Source organism: Streptomyces sp. NPDC005728, from assembly GCF_040630895.1.
Classification (GTDB): Bacteria; Actinomycetota; Actinomycetes; order Streptomycetales; family Streptomycetaceae; genus Streptomyces.
In genome coordinates this window covers 38,262-55,962 of record NZ_JBEXYL010000053.1, presented here as the reverse complement: position 1 = coordinate 55,962, position 17,701 = coordinate 38,262, and the positions used below count along the sequence as shown (strand labels likewise).

Here is a 17,701-nt window from a genome sequence, read left to right as displayed (position 1 = left end):
GCGTAGACCGGACCGCACGGGACAGAGTTCTGACGTTCAACGGAGAACGACGAACGGGGAAGTGATGCGTAGCAACAGCAGCACGATCCGGACACACAGGGCCGTCGCCACACTGGCCGCCCTGCTCGCGGGAGCGCTCGCGCTCACCGCCTGTTCCAGCAGCGACGACAAGAAGGACAACGGTGACAAGAGCAGCGGGGCCACCGCCCCCGGCTCCACCCTCACCCTGCCGAAGCTGAACGGCACGAGCCTGGAGGTCGCCGCCGTCTGGACCGGCACCGAACAGCAGAACTTCAAGAAGGTCCTGGCGGAGTTCGAGAAGCGTACGGGCGCGAAGGTGACGTTCGTGCCCGCCCAGGACCCGATCATCAACTTCCTCGGTTCGAAGATCGCGGGCGGTCAGCCGCCGGACGTCGCCCTGCTGCCGCAGCCGGGCGCGATCAAGCAGGCCGTGGACAAGAAGTGGGCCAAGCCCCTCGGCGCGGAGGCGCTCAAGGAGCTGCAGAAGAACTACTCGCAGGGCTGGCAGGACATCGGCAAGGTCGACGGCAAGCAGTACGGGGTCTACTACAAGGCCGCCAACAAGTCGCTGATCTGGTACAACGCCAAGGCGTTCGAGAACGCGGGCGCCAAGGAACCGAAGACCTGGCAGGAGCTGCTGACCGCCGCGCAGGCGGTGTACGACTCGGGTGTCACCCCGTTCTCGGTCGGCGGCGCCGACGGCTGGACGCTGACGGACTGGTTCGAGAACATCTATCTCTCCCAGGCCGGGCCGGAGAAGTACGACCAGCTCGCCCAGCACAAGATCAAGTGGACCGATCCCTCCGTGAAGGAGGCCCTGACCACGCTCGCCCAGGTGTGGGGCAAGAAGGACTATGTGGCGGGCGGGGCGGACGGCGCCCTGCAGACCGAGTTCCCGGCCTCCGTCACGCAGACCTTCACCGGCGGCGACCAGCCGAAGGCGGCGATGGTCTTCGAGGGCGACTTCGCGCAGGTCAACATCGGCGACACCAAGGCGAAGGTGGGCACGGACGCGAAGGTGTTCCCCTTCCCGGCGGTCGGCTCCGCCGCGCCGGTGGTCTCCGGCGGTGACGCGGCCGTGATCCTGAAGGACTCGAAGGCGGCACAGGCACTGGCCACCTTCCTGGCCTCCCCGGACGCGGCGACCATCCAGGCCAGGCTCGGCGGCTACCTGTCGCCGAACAAGAACGTGCCGGACTCGGCGTACCCGAACAAGGTGCAGCAGACCATCGCCAAGGCGCTGATCGCGTCCGGCGACGGCTTCCGCTTCGACATGTCCGACCAGGCCCCGCAGGCCTTCGGCGGCACGCCCGGCAAGGGCGAGTGGAAGGACCTGCAGGACTTCCTGAAGAACCCGAAGGCCGTGGCGGGCACCCAGGCGAAGCTGGAGAAGGACGCGGCGGCGGCCTACGGGAACGGGAGCTGAGCCGGCGATGGCGTCGGCATCGGCGGCCGGGGCTCCTCCGGGCCCCGCCGCACCGAAGAGCCGCAAGAGCGTGACCGGTACCCGCAGGACGGTGGCGGCCCTCTTCCTGCTGCCCGCCCTGGTGCTGCTCGGCGCGCTCGTGGTCTACCCGATCGGGTACTCGATCGTCCGCAGCTTCTTCAACGCCTCGGGCGACGGCTTCGCCGGGGTCGACAACTACAAGGCGCTGTTCACCGACGACGGCATCCGTACGGCGCTGAAGAACAACATCATCTGGGTGGTGTTCGCGCCGACCGTCTCCACCGCGCTCGGTCTGATCTTCGCGGTGCTGACCGAACGGGTGCGCTGGGGCACGGCGTTCAAGCTGGTCGTCTTCATGCCGATGGCGATCTCCATGCTGGCGGCCGGGATCATCTTCCGGCTGGTGTACGACCAGGACCCGGACAAGGGTGTGGCGAACGCGGTGTGGGTGGGCGTCCACGACACCTTCGCGCAGTCGTCGGCGTTCCCGAAGGCGCACCCGGGCCGTGAGTCGCCGCTCAAGCCCGACCAGGGCGGCTTCATCACCACGGGCACGGTGCACACCGGCCAGACCGTCACGCTTCCGCTCGTCGGCGTCGCCCCGGACCAGATGCCCGACGGCGCGAAGGAGGCCGTGGCGGCCACGGCGGAGCCGGGGAAGATCACCGGCACCACCTGGCAGGACTTCACCCGCGGCAAGGGCGTCGGAAAGCTGGGTGCGCCCGACCCGTCCGAGCTGGGCTACGCCGGGATGCGGATCGAGGCGGTGAAGGACGGCAGGGTGGTGGCCACGGCCAAGGCGGCCGGCGACGGCACGTTCACGCTCCCCGCCTCGGCCGACGGCGCCCGGCTCCGGCTTCCGGCGAGCAACTTCAAGGCGCCGTACAACGGCGTCGACTGGCTCGGCCCGGCGCTGGTCACCCCGGCCATCATCGGGTCGTACGTGTGGATGTGGGCGGGCTTCGCGATGGTGCTGATCGCGGCCGGACTCGCGGGCGTGCCCCGGGAGCTGCTGGAGGCCGCGCGTGTGGACGGCGCCAACGAGTGGCAGGTGTTCCGCCGGGTCACCGTGCCGCTGCTGGCCCCGGTCCTCGCGGTCGTCACCGTCACGCTGATGATCAATGTGCTCAAGGTGTTCGACCTCGTCTACATCATCGCGCCGGGATCCTCCCAGGACGACGCGAACGTCCTGGCCCTGGAGCTGTACCGCAAGGGCTTCGCGGAGAGCCAGCCCGGCATCGCGAGCGCTATCGCGGTGTTCCTGCTGCTTCTGGTGATCCCGGTGATGCTGTTCAACATTCGCAGGCTGAGGCGGGAGGTGCGGCGATGACGACCGCCGCCGGAAGCATCGGAAAGGTGGCACCCGCCGACATGACGGTGAAGGCCCGGCAGTCGCTCGGTTCGAGGATCGCCGAGAAGCTCAGCGGCGGTCTGGTCCGCTTCTTCCTCATCCTCGTGGGCCTGTTCTGGCTGGTGCCGACCATCGGCCTGTTCATCTCCTCCCTGCGCGCGCCGGACGAGATGAGCGCGAGCGGCTGGTGGAAGGTGTTCTCCCAGCCGTCCCAGCTGACCTTCGACAGCTACCAGAAGCTGCTGGAGAACAGCGACATCACCCACTCCCTGGTCAACACCGTGCTGATCACGGTCCCGGCGACGATCCTGGTCGTGGTGATCGGCTCACTGGCGGGCTACGCGTTCGCGTGGATGGAGTTCCCGGGCCGGGACTGGTGGTTCCTCGGCGTGGTCAGCCTGCTGGTGGTGCCGGTGCAGGTGGCGCTGATCCCGATCGCCGAACTGTTCGGCAAGGTCGGCCTGTTCGGGACGATCTTCGGGGTGATCCTCTTCCACGTGGGCTTCGGACTGCCGTTCGCGGTGTTCCTGCTGCGGAACTTCTTCGCGGAGATCCCCCGCGAGCTGCTGGAGGCGGCCCGGCTCGACGGCGCCGGTGAACTGCGCCTGTTCGCCCGGGTGGTGATGCCGCTCGGCGGGCCCGCGATCGCGAGCCTCGGCATCTTCCAGTTCCTGTGGGTGTGGAACGACATGCTGGTCGCGCTGGTGTTCACCAAGTCCGACTCGCAGCCGATCACGGTCGCCCTGCAGACGCAGGTACGGCAGTTCGGCAACAACATCGACGTGCTGGCACCGGGCGCGTTCATCTCGATGGTGATCCCGCTGGCCGTGTTCTTCGCGTTCCAGCGGCAGTTCGTGTCCGGGGTGATGGCGGGCGCGGTCAAGTAGTCACGGACAGGACACTTTCCGAGGGGCGGGTCTTCAGGGGCCCGCCCCTCCCCGTTCACCCGGCGTCCCCCACATGCCGTACGAACCGTAACCAAATCACTCCATCGGCCGTTCCCGGGCAGAACGCCCGCGCCGACCGACCCATGGATGTCCCTTGCCCAGGTTCAGTGTCATTGTCCCCGCGTACAAGGTCCAGGCGTACCTGTCGGAGTGCCTGGACTCGGTGCTCTCGCAGTCGTATCCCGATCTCGAACTGATCGCCGTGGACGACTGCTCGCCGGACGCCTGCGGTGCGCTCATCGACGAGTACGCCGCCCGCGACGGACGCGTGAAGGCCGTACACCTGGACCGGAACCAGGGCCTCGGCCGCGCCCGCAACGCGGGTATGGCCGAGGCGACGGGCGACTACCTGGTCTTCCTGGACAGCGACGACACGCTCACCCCGGGCGCGTTGCAGGCGATCGCCGACCGGATCAAGGAGACCGGCGAGCCGGACGTCCTGGTCGTCGACTACGCGCGCACCTACTGGAACGGCGAGACGGTCCGCAACCGGACGACCCTCCCGCTGACCCAGCAGGGTCCCGCGCCGTTCCGCCTGGAGGACCGTCCGGGGCTGCTGCGGGTCCTGATGGTCGCCTGGAACAAGGTGTGCCGGCGGGAGTTCGTCACGGCGCAGGGCTTCACGTTCCCGCCCGGCTACTACGAGGACACGCCCTGGACGTTCCCGGTGCTGATGGCGGCGGAGTCGATCGCCACCCTGGACCGGGTGTGCGTGCACTACCGGCAGCGCCGGCGGGGCAACATCCTGAGCACGACCAGTCGCCGGCACTTCGACATCTTCGAGCAGTACGACCGGGTGTTCGCCTACGTCGAGCAGCGGTCCGAACTCGCCCGCTGGCGGCCGGAGTTGTTCCGGCGCATGATCGACCACTACCTCACGGTCTTCACCCGCCGGGACCGGCTGCCGCGCGGCAGCCACGCCGAGTTCCTGCGCATGGCCCGCGCCCACCACCGCCGTTACCGCGCCCCCGGCGTCAAGGCCCCGCTGCGCTCCCGGCTGCGGCACACCCTGGTCCGCTTCGGGCTGCGCCGCACCTTCCACGCCCTGCGCCTGGCCTCGGCCGTCCGTCGGCGCACGCTGAAGTCCGCGGTGAAGTTCGCCCGCGCCCTGCGCGTCGCCTCGCTCCAGCTGCATTACCGGATCCAGCTGCGGCTGCCGCTGCGCGCCGACCGCGCGGTGTTCGCCGCCCACGGGGGCCGGGGACACGGCTGCAACCCGGGCGCGCTGGAGGAGGCGTTCCGTACGCACGCCAGGCACGTGCGCACCGCCTGGATCGCCCGCCCCGAGCACCAGCAGGCGATCCCGCCGGGCCCGCGCCGGGTGCGCCCCGGAACGGCCGCCTACTGGACGGCGCTGGCCCGCTCCAAGTACCTGGTGAACAACGTCGCCTTCGACCGCAGCCTGCGAAAGCGCCCCGGCCAGGTCTTCGTCCAGACCCAGGACGGCACCCCGCTGGGGCACATGGGCCTCGACCTCCAGGAGCGCCCGGCGGCCGCCCGGGACACCGACTTCGAGGAGCTGCTGCGGGGCGTGGACCAGTGGGACTACGTGCTCTCCGGCAACCGGCACACCACTCTGACCTGGGAGCGGGTCTACCCGGGCCGCTACACCACACTGGAGTACGGCCACCCGCGCAACGACCGTTTCCAGCGGGCCACTTCGGCGGACGTGACCCGGCTGCGCGAGTCGCTGGGTGTCCCGGAGGGTACGGTCGCGATCCTGTACGCGCCCACGCCCCGCGACCACCGCCGCACCCAGCGCCCGGTGCTCGACCTGGAGCGCGTCCTGCGCCGTCTCGGCCCGCGCTTCGTGATCCTGGCCCGCGGGCACCATGCGCTCGCCGGCTCACCGGGCCGGGGCCCCCGGCTCATCGACGTCTCGGGGCACCCGAGCGTGGAGTCCCTGTGCCTGGCCTCGGACGCGCTGCTCACGGACTACTCGTCTCTGATGTTCGACTACGCGAACCTCGACCGGCCGATCGTGGTCCACGCCGAGGACTGGGAGGCCTACGAGGCAGCCCGGGGCGTCTACTTCGACCTGCGCGCCTTCCCGCCGGGCGCGGTCGCCCGCAGCGAGGACGAGCTGATCGACATCTTCGCCACCGGCCACTGGCGCGGCTCGCGCTCGGCCCAGCTGCGGGCGGCCTTCCGGGAGCGGTTCTGCCCGTACGACGACGGACGCGCCGCCGAACGCGTCGTACGGCATGTCGTGCTGGGCGAGGCGCAGGGGCGGCCGGAGGTCATCCCGCTCGCCGGGCGCCGGCCCGTACCGTCGGCCGCCGCGGCGCTCGAACACTCCCCGCTCGCCACCGTGCAGCAACCTTCCGGCCCCCTTCCCGTCACCGAGAGCCGCTGAACAGCGTTGGTCCTACCGGGAGTTCCCATGCCCCTCAGCACGACGCGGCCCACTCCGGTCCGACCGTCCACCTGGCGTCCCGCCGGACGGCCCAGCCGCGTCCGCAAGACGACAGAAAGAGCAGAATGCCCCGCTTCAGCATCATCGTCCCTTCCCATGGGGTCGCTGGTCGGCTGTCCCAGGCACTGGACTCGGTCCTCGGCCAGTCCTTCGGCGACCTGGAACTGATCCCGGTCTGCGACGCCCCCGACGCACCGGCCGCGGCGGTGGCCGCCGGATACGCCGAGCGGGACTCCCGGGTGACACCGGTCGACTCACCGCCGTCCGCCGGTCTGAGCGGGGCGCGCAACACCGGGCTGCGGGCGGCGACCGGCGCGTACGTGCTGTTCCTCGACGGCGACGACCTGCTGCTGCCGGGCGCTCTGGCGGCGCTGGACGCGCGGCTGACCGAGACCGCCGGTGTCGACGTGCTCCACGTCGAGCACGAGCGGACCCCCTGGTGGGAGGGCCAGGCGAGCAACCCGGCGGCCCCGCTGCTGGCCGGGGCGCCGAAGGGGGCCTTCGCTCCGGACGCGTTCCCCGAGCTGACGGGCGTACAACTGCCGGCGTGGGGTGCGGTCTACCGCCGCGCCTTCCTCACCGGGCACGCACTCGCCTTTCCCGACAGCCACTTCACGGACCTCGGCTGGGGCGGACTGGTCATGATCGCCGCCGAGCGGACCGCGGTGCTGCGCCGGGTCGTCGTACGGCACCGGCTGCGTCGCCAGGGCAGCCGGCTCAACCTGCCCGGACCGCACCAGCACGCCCTGCTGGACCAGGTGGAGCTGGTCCTGGCCCGGGCGGCCGGGAGCGGCCTGTCCGCCGAGCGGGCGCGGGCACTCTTCGGGCACCTGTTCACGCATGTGCTGAAGACGGCGTCCCGGCCGGGCCGGCTGCCCTCCGGGCGCCGGGCGTTCTTCCGCCGGGCCGGCCGTCTGTACCGGCAGTACCGGCCCGCCGGGTACCACGCGCCGGGCGGCAGCCTCGGGGTGCAGCACCGGCTGCTGGCGACCGGCGCGTACACGGCCTTCCGCGCGCTGCGCGGTGCCAACCAGGCCGCCGCCAGGGCCGCCGAGGGCCTGCCGCGCCCGCGCATGCTGCGCACCCGGCTGCGCTACGTCCGCGACCTGCGCCGCCCCCTCGACCCCGATCTGGCCGTGTACTGCGCCTACTGGGGCCGCGGCTACGCCTGCAACCCGGCCGCGATCCACGCCAAGGCCCGCGAACTCGCCCCGCACATCCGCTCGGTGTTCCTGGTCGAGGCCGACCAGGCCCATGCCATGCCGAAGGACGTCGACCACGCGGTGATCGGCTCCCGCCGCTCCTGGGAGGTGCTGGCCCGCGCCACGTACCTGGTCAACAACGCCAACTTCGCCGAGAGCGTCGTCAAGCGGCCGGGCAGCGTGCATCTGCAGACCCAGCACGGAACCCCGCTGAAGACGATGGGCGTGGACCAGTCCACGTACCCGGTGGTGGCCGCGCAGTCCGGCAGCTTCACCAGGCTGCTGGGGCGGGTGGACCGCTGGGACTTCAACCTCTCCGCCAACCGCCACTCCACACAGATGTGGGAGCGGGCCTTCCCCGGCTCGTACGAGCAGCTGGAGTACGGCTATCCGCGCAACGACGTCTACTACACGGCGACCGCCGACGACGTCGCCCGCATCCGGCGGGAGCTGGGGGTGCCCGAGGGCAGCACGGCCGTGCTGTACGCGCCGACCCACCGCGACCACCACACCGGCTTCGAGCCCGGCCTGGACCTGGAGGCCTTCTGCGAGGCGGCCGGTGAGGACGTGGTCGTACTCCTGCGCGCCCACTACTTCTACGACCGGGGACGCGCACAGGGTTCCGGGCGGATCAGCCGGATCATCGACGTGTCCGCGCACCGCTCCTCGGAGGACGTGTGCCTGGCGGCGGACGCGCTGGTCACCGACTACTCCTCCATCATGTTCGACTACGCCAACCTGGACCGGCCGATCGTCGTCTACGCCGACGACTGGGAGGTGTACCAGGAGACGCGGGGCGTCTACTTCGACCTGATGGCCGAGCCGCCGGGGCCGGTCGCCCGCACCCCCGAGGAGCTGGCCCGCGTCTTCCGGGACGGCTCGTACGCGGGGCCGCAGGCCAAGGCGCTGCGGACCGCCTTCCGCGAGCGGTTCTGCCAGTTCGACGACGGGCGGGCCGCCGAACGCGTCGTACGGCGGGTCCTGCTCGGCGAGCCGCCGGAGGCGATCCCGCCGGTGATCCCGCTCGCCGAGCGCATCCCCGCACCCGCCGCCGCGACCCTCGTGAGGAGCTGACCCGCCGTGCCCCGCTTCAGTGTCATCGTCCCCTGTTTCAAGGTGCAGGGGTTCCTGCGCGAGTGCCTCGACTCGGTGCTGCTCCAGTCCTTCAACGACCTGGAGCTGATCGCCGTGGACGACTGCTCGCCCGACGGCTGCGGCGCGATCCTGGACGAGTACGCCGACCGCGACCCGCGCGTGAAGGTGCTGCACCTGCCGGAGAACGTCGGCCTCGGCCGGGCCCGCAACGCCGGTATGCCGCACGCCACCGGCGACTACCTCTTCTTCCTTGACAGCGACGACACGCTCACCCCGGGCGCACTACGCGCGGTCGCCGACCGGCTGGCCGAGACCGGCGACCCGGACGTGCTGGTCTTCGACTACGCGCGCACCTACTGGTGGGGCGGCACCCGGCGCAACGCGCTCGCCCGCGTGCTCGCCGAGGCCGGTGCGGACACCTTCACGGTCGCCGACCGGCCGGAGGTCCTGGACCTGCTGATGGTGGTGTGGAACAAGGTCCACCGGCGCGACTTCGTCGAGGAGAACGGCTTCGCGTTCCCGCCCGGGTACTACGAGGACACCCCCTGGACCTTCCCGGTCATGCTCAGCGCCCGCCGGATCGCCGCCCTGGACCGGATCTGCCTGAACTACCGGCAGCGCCGGCAGGGCAACATCCTGTCCACCACGAGCCGTAAGCACTTCGACATCCACGACCAGTACGAACGGGTCTTCGCCTTCGTGGACGAGCGCACGGAACTGGTGGGCTGGCGGCCGTATCTGCACCGCAAGATGGGCGAGCACTGCCTGGACATCCTCGCCAAGCCGGACCGGCTGCCGCCCGCGGACAAGGCCGAGTTCTTCCGGCGTACGGCGGAGATGTTCCGCAGGCACCGGCCCGAAGACGCTCTCGTGGACGGTGAGGTCGCCCTGCTGGAGGGCAGCTATCCGGCGTACCGGCTGAGGCGGCAGGCCGCGCGGGCCGGGCGCCAGGCAGCGCGGCGGGCGCTGCCGGCGCGCCGGGAGGCCGTCGTACGGGCCCGGCGCGGCTGGGCCGGGATCCATGCCGTCAGGCCGCTGGACCCGCACCTGGTGGTGTACTCGGCGTCCTCGCACCGGGGTGTGCTGGGCGATCCGGCCGCCGTCCACCGCAAGGCGCGGGAGATCGCCCCGCAGCTGCGCGGGGTGTGGGTGGTCCGCGACGAGGAGACCGCGGACCGGCTGCCGCCCGGGACCGAGCACGTGCTCGTGGGCTCCCGGCGCTATCTGGAGGTCACCGCGCGGGCGACGTTCTTCGTCAACGACGTCAACTGGCCCGGCTCGCTGGCCAAGCGGCCCGGCAGCGTGCACATCCACACCCACCAGGGCACTCCGCTGAAGTACATGGGCGCCGACCTGCTGGACAAGCCCGGCGCCCGGCTCGGCTTCGACGTGCCGCAGATGCTGCGCCGGGCCGACCGCTGGGACTACAGCCTGGTCGCCAACCGCCACTCCGAGCTGGTGTGGGAGTGTGCCTACCCCTGCCACTTCAGCTCGGTGCGCACCGGCAGCCCGCGCAACGACGTGCTGGTCGGCGCGGCGGACGGAGGAGCCGGCGCCGCCTTCCGGCTGCGGCACGGCATCCCCGAGGACCACACGGTGGTGCTCTACGCACCGACCCGCCGGGACTACCGGCGGGTCGGGCACGTGGACCGGATCGACCTGGCCCGGTTCGCGGCCGACCTGGGCAAGGGCCACACCCTGGTGATCCGGCTGCACCCGACCCTCGCGACCGGTCCCGCGCGGGGCATGGGCCTGACCGAGCTGGCCCGGCGCGGGGTCGTGGTCGACGCGACGGACGAACCGCACGTCGAGGAGGTGATGCTCGCCTCCGACGTGCTGGTCACCGACTACTCGGCCCTGATGTTCGACTACGCCAACCTGGACCGGCCGATCGTGGTCCACGCCGACGACTGGGCCGCGTACACCGCGAGCCGGGGCGCCTACCTCGACATCACCGCCGAGGCGCCGGGCCATGTGTCCCGCTCCTACCGGGAGCTGGCCTGGCTGTTCGCCTCCGGGTCATGGCGGGACGAGGAATCGACGCGGCTGCGGGCGGACTTCCGTACGCGGTACTGCGAGTTCGACGACGGCCGGGCCGCCGAGCGGGTCGTACGGATGCTGCTGCTCGGCGAGTCGATGCCCGAGTGCCCGGCCGTGCGGATCCCGGGTCAGCCCGTCGGGGACGACCTGCTGGCCTCGACGTGAGGCCGGCACAGGTCATCCGCGAGCCGGGGCCGGTGAGCCTGGGTCCTACTCGATGACGAGGTCGACCTCGATGTTGCCACGGGTGGCGTTGGAGTAGGGGCAGACCTGGTGGGCGGTCTCGACCAGCTTGCGGCCGGTCGCCTCGTCCACGCTCTCGGGCAGCTCGACGCGCAGCGTCACCTTCAGGCCGAAGCCCTCGCCCTGCTTGCCGATGCCGACCTCGGCGGTCACGGCGGCGTCGCTGACGTCCACCTTCGCCTGGCGGCCGACGAGGCCGAGGGCGCTGCCGAAACAGGCGGCGTAACCGGCGGCGAAGAGCTGCTCCGGGTTGGTGCCCTCGCCGTTGCCGCCCAGCTCCACCGGCGGGGCCAGCTTGAGGTCGATCTTGCCGTCGGAGGAGACGGCGCGACCGTCACGGCCGTGGGTGGCGGTGGCGACTGCGGTGTAGAGCGCGTCCATGGAAAACCATCCCTCTCGGAGTTCTGTGCGGTCCGGCGGCTCCTGTCCGGCCGCCTTCACGACCACAAGTAGAGCACACAATTAAGTTGTGCACAACTAAATGGCTCGCTAGAGCTACCCTGGAGTCATGACCACCTCGCCGACCCCGCCGACCACCACCGCCGCCGACCCGGACTGGCTCCGTCTCGACCGCCAGATCTGCTTCTCGCTGCACGCGGCGTCCCGCGCCTTCAACAGCGTCTACCGCGTGGTCCTCAAGGATCTCGGGCTCACCTATCCGCAGTACCTGGTGATGCTGGTGCTGTGGGAACAGGGCGACCTGCCGGTCAAGAAGCTCGGCGCACATCTGCGCCTGGACTCGGGCACGCTCTCCCCGCTGGTCAAGCGGCTGGAGGGGGCCGGTCTGGTCCGGCGCGAGCGCAGCGCGCAGGACGAGCGCTCGGTGCAGGTGCGGCTGACCGAGGAGGGAACGGCGCTGCGCGAGCGGGCCCTGGAGGTGCCGCGCCGCATAGCGGCGGCCACGGGTTTCGAGCTGGCGGAGATCGGCGAACTGCGCGAACGCCTCGACCGGCTCACCACCGCGCTGGACGCGGCGGCCCTGGAAGAGGTCGAGAGCTGCCGCTGACGGCGGACCGGCGGACGTAGAGCCGCACGGTCACATCGCCCTGCACAGACTCCTCACCGGGCACGAAGTGCCGCGCGAGGACGGCGAGCTTCGCCCGCTCGGTCGAGCTGCCCGGCCTCCAGCGTCCGGACAGCAGATCCCGGTCGGCGACGACCCACACCCGGTCGAGCCGCGCCACCCGGCGGCGCAGGGCCTCCGCGCCGACCTCCCGCCCGTACAGGCTCCCGGACCCGGCCCCCGGCTCCGCCAGCGCCACGTCCCGCGCCCCCCGGAACGCCCCCGGATAGGTGAGGGCCGCGTTCCGCGTCTGCGCCGGCAGGAACAGCACGGAATCCCCGGCCCGTACCTCCCGCGCGGCAACCCGTGCGACGACGGCGAGGTCGTCGGGCCGGTGACCCGGGTCGCGGTCGTGGCGGAGGAGGGGCAGCTGGTGGGTGAAGGCCAGGAGGACGGCCAGGACACCGGTGAGCGAGAGGAGGGGGGAGCCGAGGAGGGGGCCGGCTTCGGCGGGGGCCGAGGACAGCGCGTCGGCGGGCGCCGGCTGCGGGCGCCTTTCCGACGTGGCGTCGTCGTGCGGGCAGTCGTTGCGCAGGGCGACAGAGGTCCCGCCGCTCGAGCGAAGCCGAGAGTCGGGGAGGGCGGGCACACGACGGCCACCGACCCGGAGGCGGCCGACCGCCCCGGCCACCCGCTCCGCCCCTGCCGCCACCAGCAACGGCATCCCCGACAGGGCATACAGCACGTACCGGTCGACGTACAACGGCGAAACCAGGGACACCAGCATCAGCACAACCGGCGGCACCACCACCACCGGCAGGGCAACCCCCGCGCAGGTCAGCTCCCCCCGCCGTCCCACCAACCCCACGAGCCCGACCACGGCCAGCACCAGACACGCCCAGTACACCTCGTCCGTGGGCCCCAGAAACGTCCGCAGCAAGCCCTGCGCCGTCTCCAGCGTCGGCTCCCGCACCCACGCCACCTGCGCCGACTGAGCGCGCGACACGAGGACCATCGGCACCAGCGCGAGCCCCGCCGCACCGGCCGCACACCCCCACCCCCGCCACACCCGCGCCCCCACCCGGGCGAACGCCAGCGACACCGCGTGGGCGAGCAGCAGCAGGACCGCGAACTCGTGCAGCCAGCAGGTGAGACCGAGGACGACGCCGTACGCCCGCCAGGAGCCGCCCTCGACGGCCCTCACGAACAGCAGCGTGGCCCCGGTGGCCCCGGCGGCGACCAGCGCGTACGAACGGCCCTCCTGCGCGTAGTGGCCGGCCATCGGCGTGACCGCGTAGAGCAGTCCGGCCCACAGCCCGACGCGCGGCCGGACCAGCCGGGCGCCGAGCGCCGCCACCAGGCCCGCGGTCAGCGCAGCCGCGCACACGGACGGCAGCCTGAGGACGACCTCGCCGGGGTGGACGGTGAGGACGGCGTGCATGAGGAGGTAGTACAGGCCGTGCACCGCGTCCACGCCGTGCAGCAGCCGCCAGATCTGCGGCACCGTGCGGCGCGCGACCTGAAAGGTGACGGCCTCGTCCCGCCACATCCCGCCGCGGTCCAGGCCCCAGAGACCGAGCGCGAGCATCACCAGCGCGGGGGCGGACACGGCGAGGGCGCGCCGGCCGCGCGCCGGGACGCGGCCCGGCGCATCGGGCGCACTCGGCGCACCTGGCGCCGCGCGCGTCGTTGCATCAGGTGCACCCGGCGCGTCGGCCGGGGCGACGGCTGCTGTGTCAGCCGCCCTGCGCGACTGCGGTTTCACAAGAGGCCCGACATTCACCATGGCCCGATCTTTTGCGATTAGCCAACATTTGCCGGTCATTGACGGCGTATCGGCATGGATACACCATCCGCGCGGATTAGGCTCCCACGTGATGAACCGTCTCCGTGTCACCCCCGGCCCGGTCCTCGCCCTCACCGCCCTATGGCTCGCCACCCGCGCCCTGATGTCGTGGCTGCTCACGCACGACAGCTCGCCCCTGCTGGGCGGGGGTTCGGTGCCGCGAGAGGTGTGGCGGCTGTACTTCCGCTGGTACGGCGTCCTGTCGCACGGCGCGTTCCCCGCGCACGACAGCACCTGGCAGTACCCGCCCGGCGCGGGCGCGGTGCTGCTGGCGCCGGGCCTGCTGCCGTGGTTGACGTACTTTCAGGCGTTCGTGGCGCTGACCCTGGCCGCGGACGCGCTGATCGCGGCGGCCCTGGTCCGCGTGGGAACGCGCCCCGGGCGGAGCCTGTTCGGCGCGGCCCTGTGGACCTGTGGTCTGCCGCTGCTGCTGCATGTGCCGCTCGCCCGGTACGACGTCCAGGTGACCGCGCTCGCGGTCATCTCCCTGTTGACGGCGGGGCGTTCCCCGCGCGCGGGCGGCGTTCTCGGGGCGCTGGGCGCCCTGGTGAAGGTGTGGCCGGCGCTGGTGCTGCTGGGCACGCCCCGGGGGTCCGCGACGCGGAGGGCGTGGGGCTCGGCGGTGGCCGCCGGGGCTGCCGGTCTCGCACTGCTCGCCGTTTCGTTCAACAATCCGCTGGCCTTCCTTCGGGAGCAGGGGGGCCGGGGAGTGCAGATCGAGTCGCTCGGCGGCACGGCGCTCAACCTGGCGCGGCACGCCGGCTGGTCCGGCCGGTCCCGCTACCAGTACGGCGCGATCGAGATGGTCGGCCCCCACGTGCACGCCGTCGCCACCGCCTCGCTCGCGCTCACGGCGGCCGCGTTCGGGCTGCTGCTGCTGTGGCGGCTGCGGGCCCGGCACTGGAGCCCGGCCACGCCGTACGACGCCGCGCTCGCGGCGGTACTGCTGTTCACCGTCACCAGCCGGGTCATCAGCCCCCAGTACATGATCTGGCTGATCGGGCTGGCCGCCGTCTGTCTGACCTCGCGTCACACCAGCCAGCGTCCGGTGGCCCTGCTGATCCTCGCGGCGAGCGCGATGAGTTCCGTGGTCTTCCCGATGTACTACCGCGACGTGGTCGCCGGCACCTGGACCGGCTGTCTGCTCATGGTGGCCCGCAACGGACTGCTGGCGGCCGCTGCGGTGCTGTCCTTCGTCCGGCTGTGGCGCGCCACGCGGCCGCCGGCCGGAAAACCGGCGCCCGAAACGCAACCCCGACCCGATTCCGACCGTCTTCCGGATCGAGCACTAAGCATCTCTTAACGGAATATTACCTATCATTTCTAAGCTCCCGGCCCGTGGACCCCATGCATCCAGACCCGCGAGACCCGCACCCGACACCGCAGGTCGGCGTCGTCGTCATCGGCTACAACGACGCCGCCCACCTCGCCGACGCCGTACGCTCGGCGCTCGACCAGGGGGCCGCCGTCGGTGAGGTCGTCGCCGTGGACGACTGCTCGACGGACGGCAGCGTCGACCTCCTCGACCGCCTGGCCGCCGACGAGCCGAGGCTGCGGGTGGTGCGCCGAAGCGTCAACAGCGGCGGGTGCGGCAGCCCACGCAACACCGGGATCGACGCGGTGACGATGCCGTACGTGATGTTCCTGGACAGCGACGACGTGCTGCCGCCCGGTGCGGTGGACGCACTGCTGACGGCCGCCACAGGGGCGCGCGCCGAGGTCGCGAGCGGGCTGTGCGTGCGCCGGGAACTGCCCTCGGGGCGTGAACAGCCGTGGCAGGAGCCTCTCTACACGGCGCACACCGTCCTCACGAGCCCCTCCGAGCGCTCACCCCTGGTCCACGACACGCTGTGCGTCAACAAGCTGTACCGCACCTCCTTCCTGCGCCGACACGGCATCCGCTTCCCCGAAGGACGCTTCCTCTACGAGGACTTCGTCTTCACCGCGCGCGTGCTCGCCGCCGCGCCGCGCATCGCGCTCGTGCCGGACCGCGTGTACGTGTGGCATGTGCGCCGGTCCGCCGAGCGGCTGTCGCTCTCCCTGGACCGGGAGCAGATAGGCAACTGGCAGGCGCGTACAGAGGCGTGCGCGCTGGCGTACGACATTTTGCTGGGCGCCGGGCAGAAGGAGCTGGCGCGCGCCGCGCGGGCGAAGTTCCTCGACCACGACGTGCGTATGTACGCGCGCGAACTGGGGTTGCGCGACGTGCACTACCGGCGCGCGTGGTGGGCGTACACCCGGGAGTACCTCGCACGCTACGACATCGCCGACTGGGAGCCGGACCCGACGGCGCCCGGCCGACTGCTCGCGCGGATCGTCCTGGAGTCCCCCGAGCCCCGCGACCTGGCGCGCCTGAAGGAACTGGCCGCGCGCCCGGCCCGGCTGCTCCCGCCCTACGCCCGCACCCCCGACGGCACGCCCGTATGGTCCGCCGACCTCCCGCAGGTCACCCTCGCTCCCTTCCTGACCGGTCCCACGGGTGTTCTGCCGCTCGCGCTGGACGCGGAACTGCGCCCACGCGTGCGTGACGCACGGCTGCGCCTTCGGCTGCACGAGCTGTACGGGCGGATGGCCGAGGCCGGGCCGCAGGCGGTGGACGTGGAGTGGCAGCGGCGGGAGGACGGGCGCGCGGCGCAGCGCGCGACGACCGTGTTCACGCCCTCCGGCGCGGACGGCTGGTCGGCCGAGGTGCCCGTCGACCTGGCCGCGCTCGGCGCGGGCACCTGGGACCTGCACCTGACCGTGCGCTTCGCGGACGGCGCGTCCCGGGACGTCACGGCGCACGCCCTCGCGGGCGCCGGCCGGCTGCGCCGGCACGCCGTCCCGAGCGCCAGGTACGCCGTACTCCTCGTGCAGCCGTACGCCACCCACTCCGGCGCGCTGGCACTGCGGGTGGCGACCGGGATACGCGGAGTCATGACAGTGGCCCGCGGTCGGCTCCGCCGCCTGCTTCACTGAGAGCCACGGAACCGAGGACCACCGGCCGCCGAAGGGCCACTGACGAGGGGACGTCCGTTACACCATGACCTGGCTGATCACCGGCGGTGCCGGATACATCGGGGCGCACGTCGTCCGCGCGATGACGGAGGCGGGCGAGCGGACCGTGGTCTATGACGACCTGTCCACCGGCGTCGCCGAGCGCGTGCCGGACGAGGTCCCGCTGGTGCGGGGCTCGACCCTGGACGGCGAGCAGGTGGCGCGCACCCTCGCCGAGCACGAGGTGACCGGGGTCGTGCACCTGGCGGCGAAGAAACAGGTGGGCGAGTCCGTGGACCTCCCGCTGCACTACTACCGGGAGAACGTGGAGGGCCTGCGCGTCCTGCTGGAGGCGGTGACGCAGGCGGACGTCCGGTCCTTCGTCTTCTCCTCCTCGGCGGCCGTTTACGGCATGCCGGACGTGGACATGGTCACGGAGGAGACCCCCTGCCTGCCCCTGTCCCCCTACGGCGAGACCAAGCTGGCGGGCGAGTGGCTGGTCCGCGCGACGGGCCGGGCCACGGGCCTCGCCACCGCTTCGCTCCGCTACTTCAACGTGGCCGGCGCGGCCACCCCCGCCCTGGCCGACACCGGCGTCTTCAACCTCGTCCCCATGGTCTTCGAGAAGCTCACCGAGGGTGCGGCCCCGCGCGTCTTCGGCGACGACTACCCGACCCCCGACGGCACCTGCGTCCGCGACTACATCCACGTGGTCGACCTGGCCGAGGCCCATGTGGCGGTCGCCCGCGCACTGCGCTCCGCCCCCGGCCGCGACCTGACCCTCAACATCGGCCGCGGGGAGGGCGTTTCGGTCCGCGAGATGATCGACCGGATCAACGCGGTCACCGGCTACGACCGCCCCCCGACGGTCACGCCGCGCCGCCCCGGCGACCCCGCCCGCGTCGTCGCCTCCGCCGACCGCATCGCCGAGGAACTGGGCTGGCAGGCCAAGTACGACGTCCAGGACATGATCACCTCGGCCTGGGAGGGCTGGGTACGCCTGCACCCGGAGGCGGCGCGGTCGTAGGCTCCTGCGGCCGGCGCAGCGGGCAGCCGCCGTTTCACTGACGGTGGATTCCCGAGTGCGGGTGCGTGGGGGCTGGTCGCGCCCACG

12 protein-coding genes are annotated in these 17,701 nt (G+C 72.0%); 10 read left to right on the top strand and 2 right to left on the bottom strand.

The features are described 5' to 3' along the window. The first annotated feature begins 64 nt into the window (after nucleotides 1–64). The 6 genes from ABZ471_RS29830 to ABZ471_RS29805 all read left to right on the top strand — a co-directional run bounded on the left by ABZ471_RS29830 (nucleotide 65) and on the right by ABZ471_RS29805 (nucleotide 10,684). On the top strand, nucleotides 65–1,447 hold the full coding sequence (locus ABZ471_RS29830) for an extracellular solute-binding protein (protein WP_359070674.1): 1,383 nt from the start codon (nucleotides 65–67) through the stop codon (nucleotides 1,445–1,447). A 7-nt stretch (nucleotides 1,448–1,454) separates the two neighbouring features. Next, a complete protein-coding gene (locus ABZ471_RS29825) occupies nucleotides 1,455–2,798 on the top strand; it encodes a sugar ABC transporter permease (RefSeq protein WP_359070672.1) in 1,344 nt (447 codons plus the stop codon). Continuing rightward, nucleotides 2,795–3,706: a carbohydrate ABC transporter permease gene (locus ABZ471_RS29820; protein WP_359070670.1), complete on the top strand. Its 912-nt coding sequence runs from the start codon at nucleotides 2,795–2,797 to the stop codon at nucleotides 3,704–3,706. Before ABZ471_RS29825 ends, ABZ471_RS29820 begins: the two co-directional genes overlap by 4 nt. 154 nt (nucleotides 3,707–3,860) lie before the next feature. Then, a complete protein-coding gene (locus ABZ471_RS29815) occupies nucleotides 3,861–6,122 on the top strand; it encodes a CDP-glycerol glycerophosphotransferase family protein (RefSeq protein ID WP_359070668.1) in 2,262 nt (753 codons plus the stop codon). Between the two features lie 125 nt (nucleotides 6,123–6,247). Continuing rightward, nucleotides 6,248–8,458 (top strand): CDP-glycerol glycerophosphotransferase family protein, encoded by a 2,211-nt coding sequence (locus ABZ471_RS29810; RefSeq protein ID WP_359070666.1) that lies wholly within the window; start codon nucleotides 6,248–6,250, stop codon nucleotides 8,456–8,458. A gap of 6 nt (nucleotides 8,459–8,464) precedes the next feature. Continuing rightward, complete coding sequence (locus ABZ471_RS29805; RefSeq protein WP_359070664.1) at nucleotides 8,465–10,684, top strand: CDP-glycerol glycerophosphotransferase family protein; 2,220 nt, start codon at nucleotides 8,465–8,467, stop codon at nucleotides 10,682–10,684. 45 nt (nucleotides 10,685–10,729) lie between these two features. On the opposite strand, the gene ABZ471_RS29800 is transcribed toward ABZ471_RS29805, so the two are convergent. Next, entirely contained in the window at nucleotides 10,730–11,143 is a 414-nt protein-coding gene (locus tag ABZ471_RS29800) for an organic hydroperoxide resistance protein (protein ID WP_359070663.1), read from the bottom strand. Nucleotides 11,144–11,270: 127 nt separating this feature from the next. Between ABZ471_RS29800 and ABZ471_RS29795 the strand changes: the two genes are divergently transcribed. Continuing rightward, nucleotides 11,271–11,768, top strand: coding sequence for a MarR family transcriptional regulator (locus tag ABZ471_RS29795; RefSeq protein WP_359070662.1), 498 nt, complete (start codon nucleotides 11,271–11,273; stop codon nucleotides 11,766–11,768). Here the strand turns inward: ABZ471_RS29795 and ABZ471_RS29790 are convergent. Beyond that, a complete protein-coding gene (locus ABZ471_RS29790; RefSeq protein WP_359070660.1) occupies nucleotides 11,716–13,374 on the bottom strand; it encodes a glycosyltransferase family 39 protein in 1,659 nt (552 codons plus the stop codon). The genes ABZ471_RS29795 and ABZ471_RS29790 overlap by 53 nt on opposite strands. A 268-nt stretch (nucleotides 13,375–13,642) precedes the next feature. On the opposite strand from ABZ471_RS29790, the gene ABZ471_RS29785 reads away from it, so the two are divergent. From ABZ471_RS29785 to galE, 3 genes are all read left to right on the top strand, one after another. After that, nucleotides 13,643–14,914 carry a glycosyltransferase family 87 protein gene (locus tag ABZ471_RS29785; RefSeq protein WP_359070658.1) on the top strand — a complete coding sequence of 424 codons (1,272 nt, stop codon included), beginning with the start codon at nucleotides 13,643–13,645 and terminating at the stop codon, nucleotides 14,912–14,914. Between the two features lie 44 nt (nucleotides 14,915–14,958). Continuing rightward, nucleotides 14,959–16,569, top strand: a complete 1,611-nt coding sequence (locus ABZ471_RS29780) for a glycosyltransferase family 2 protein (RefSeq protein WP_359070656.1) — start codon at nucleotides 14,959–14,961, stop codon at nucleotides 16,567–16,569. A 64-nt stretch (nucleotides 16,570–16,633) separates the two neighbouring features. Beyond that, the gene (gene galE, locus ABZ471_RS29775; protein ID WP_359070655.1) at nucleotides 16,634–17,614 is read left to right on the top strand and encodes a UDP-glucose 4-epimerase GalE; all 981 of its coding nucleotides are present in this window, start codon (nucleotides 16,634–16,636) and stop codon (nucleotides 17,612–17,614) included. Nucleotides 17,615–17,701 lie beyond the last annotated feature (87 nt).

What these genes read in the sequence shown, in the direction of transcription:
- ABZ471_RS29830 (WP_359070674.1), top strand. Translation starts at nt 65, where the DNA reads ATGCGTAGCAACAGCAGCACGATCCGGACACACAGGGCCGTCGCCACA.
- ABZ471_RS29825 (WP_359070672.1), top strand. Translation starts at nt 1,455, where the DNA reads ATGGCGTCGGCATCGGCGGCCGGGGCTCCTCCGGGCCCCGCCGCACCG.
- ABZ471_RS29820 (WP_359070670.1), top strand. Translation starts at nt 2,795, where the DNA reads ATGACGACCGCCGCCGGAAGCATCGGAAAGGTGGCACCCGCCGACATG.
- ABZ471_RS29810 (WP_359070666.1), top strand. Translation starts at nt 6,248, where the DNA reads ATGCCCCGCTTCAGCATCATCGTCCCTTCCCATGGGGTCGCTGGTCGG.
- ABZ471_RS29800 (WP_359070663.1), bottom strand. Translation starts at nt 11,143, where the DNA reads ATGGACGCGCTCTACACCGCAGTCGCCACCGCCACCCACGGCCGTGAC.
- ABZ471_RS29795 (WP_359070662.1), top strand. Translation starts at nt 11,271, where the DNA reads ATGACCACCTCGCCGACCCCGCCGACCACCACCGCCGCCGACCCGGAC.
- ABZ471_RS29785 (WP_359070658.1), top strand. Translation starts at nt 13,643, where the DNA reads ATGAACCGTCTCCGTGTCACCCCCGGCCCGGTCCTCGCCCTCACCGCC.
- ABZ471_RS29780 (WP_359070656.1), top strand. Translation starts at nt 14,959, where the DNA reads ATGCATCCAGACCCGCGAGACCCGCACCCGACACCGCAGGTCGGCGTC.
- galE (WP_359070655.1), top strand. Translation starts at nt 16,634, where the DNA reads ATGACCTGGCTGATCACCGGCGGTGCCGGATACATCGGGGCGCACGTC.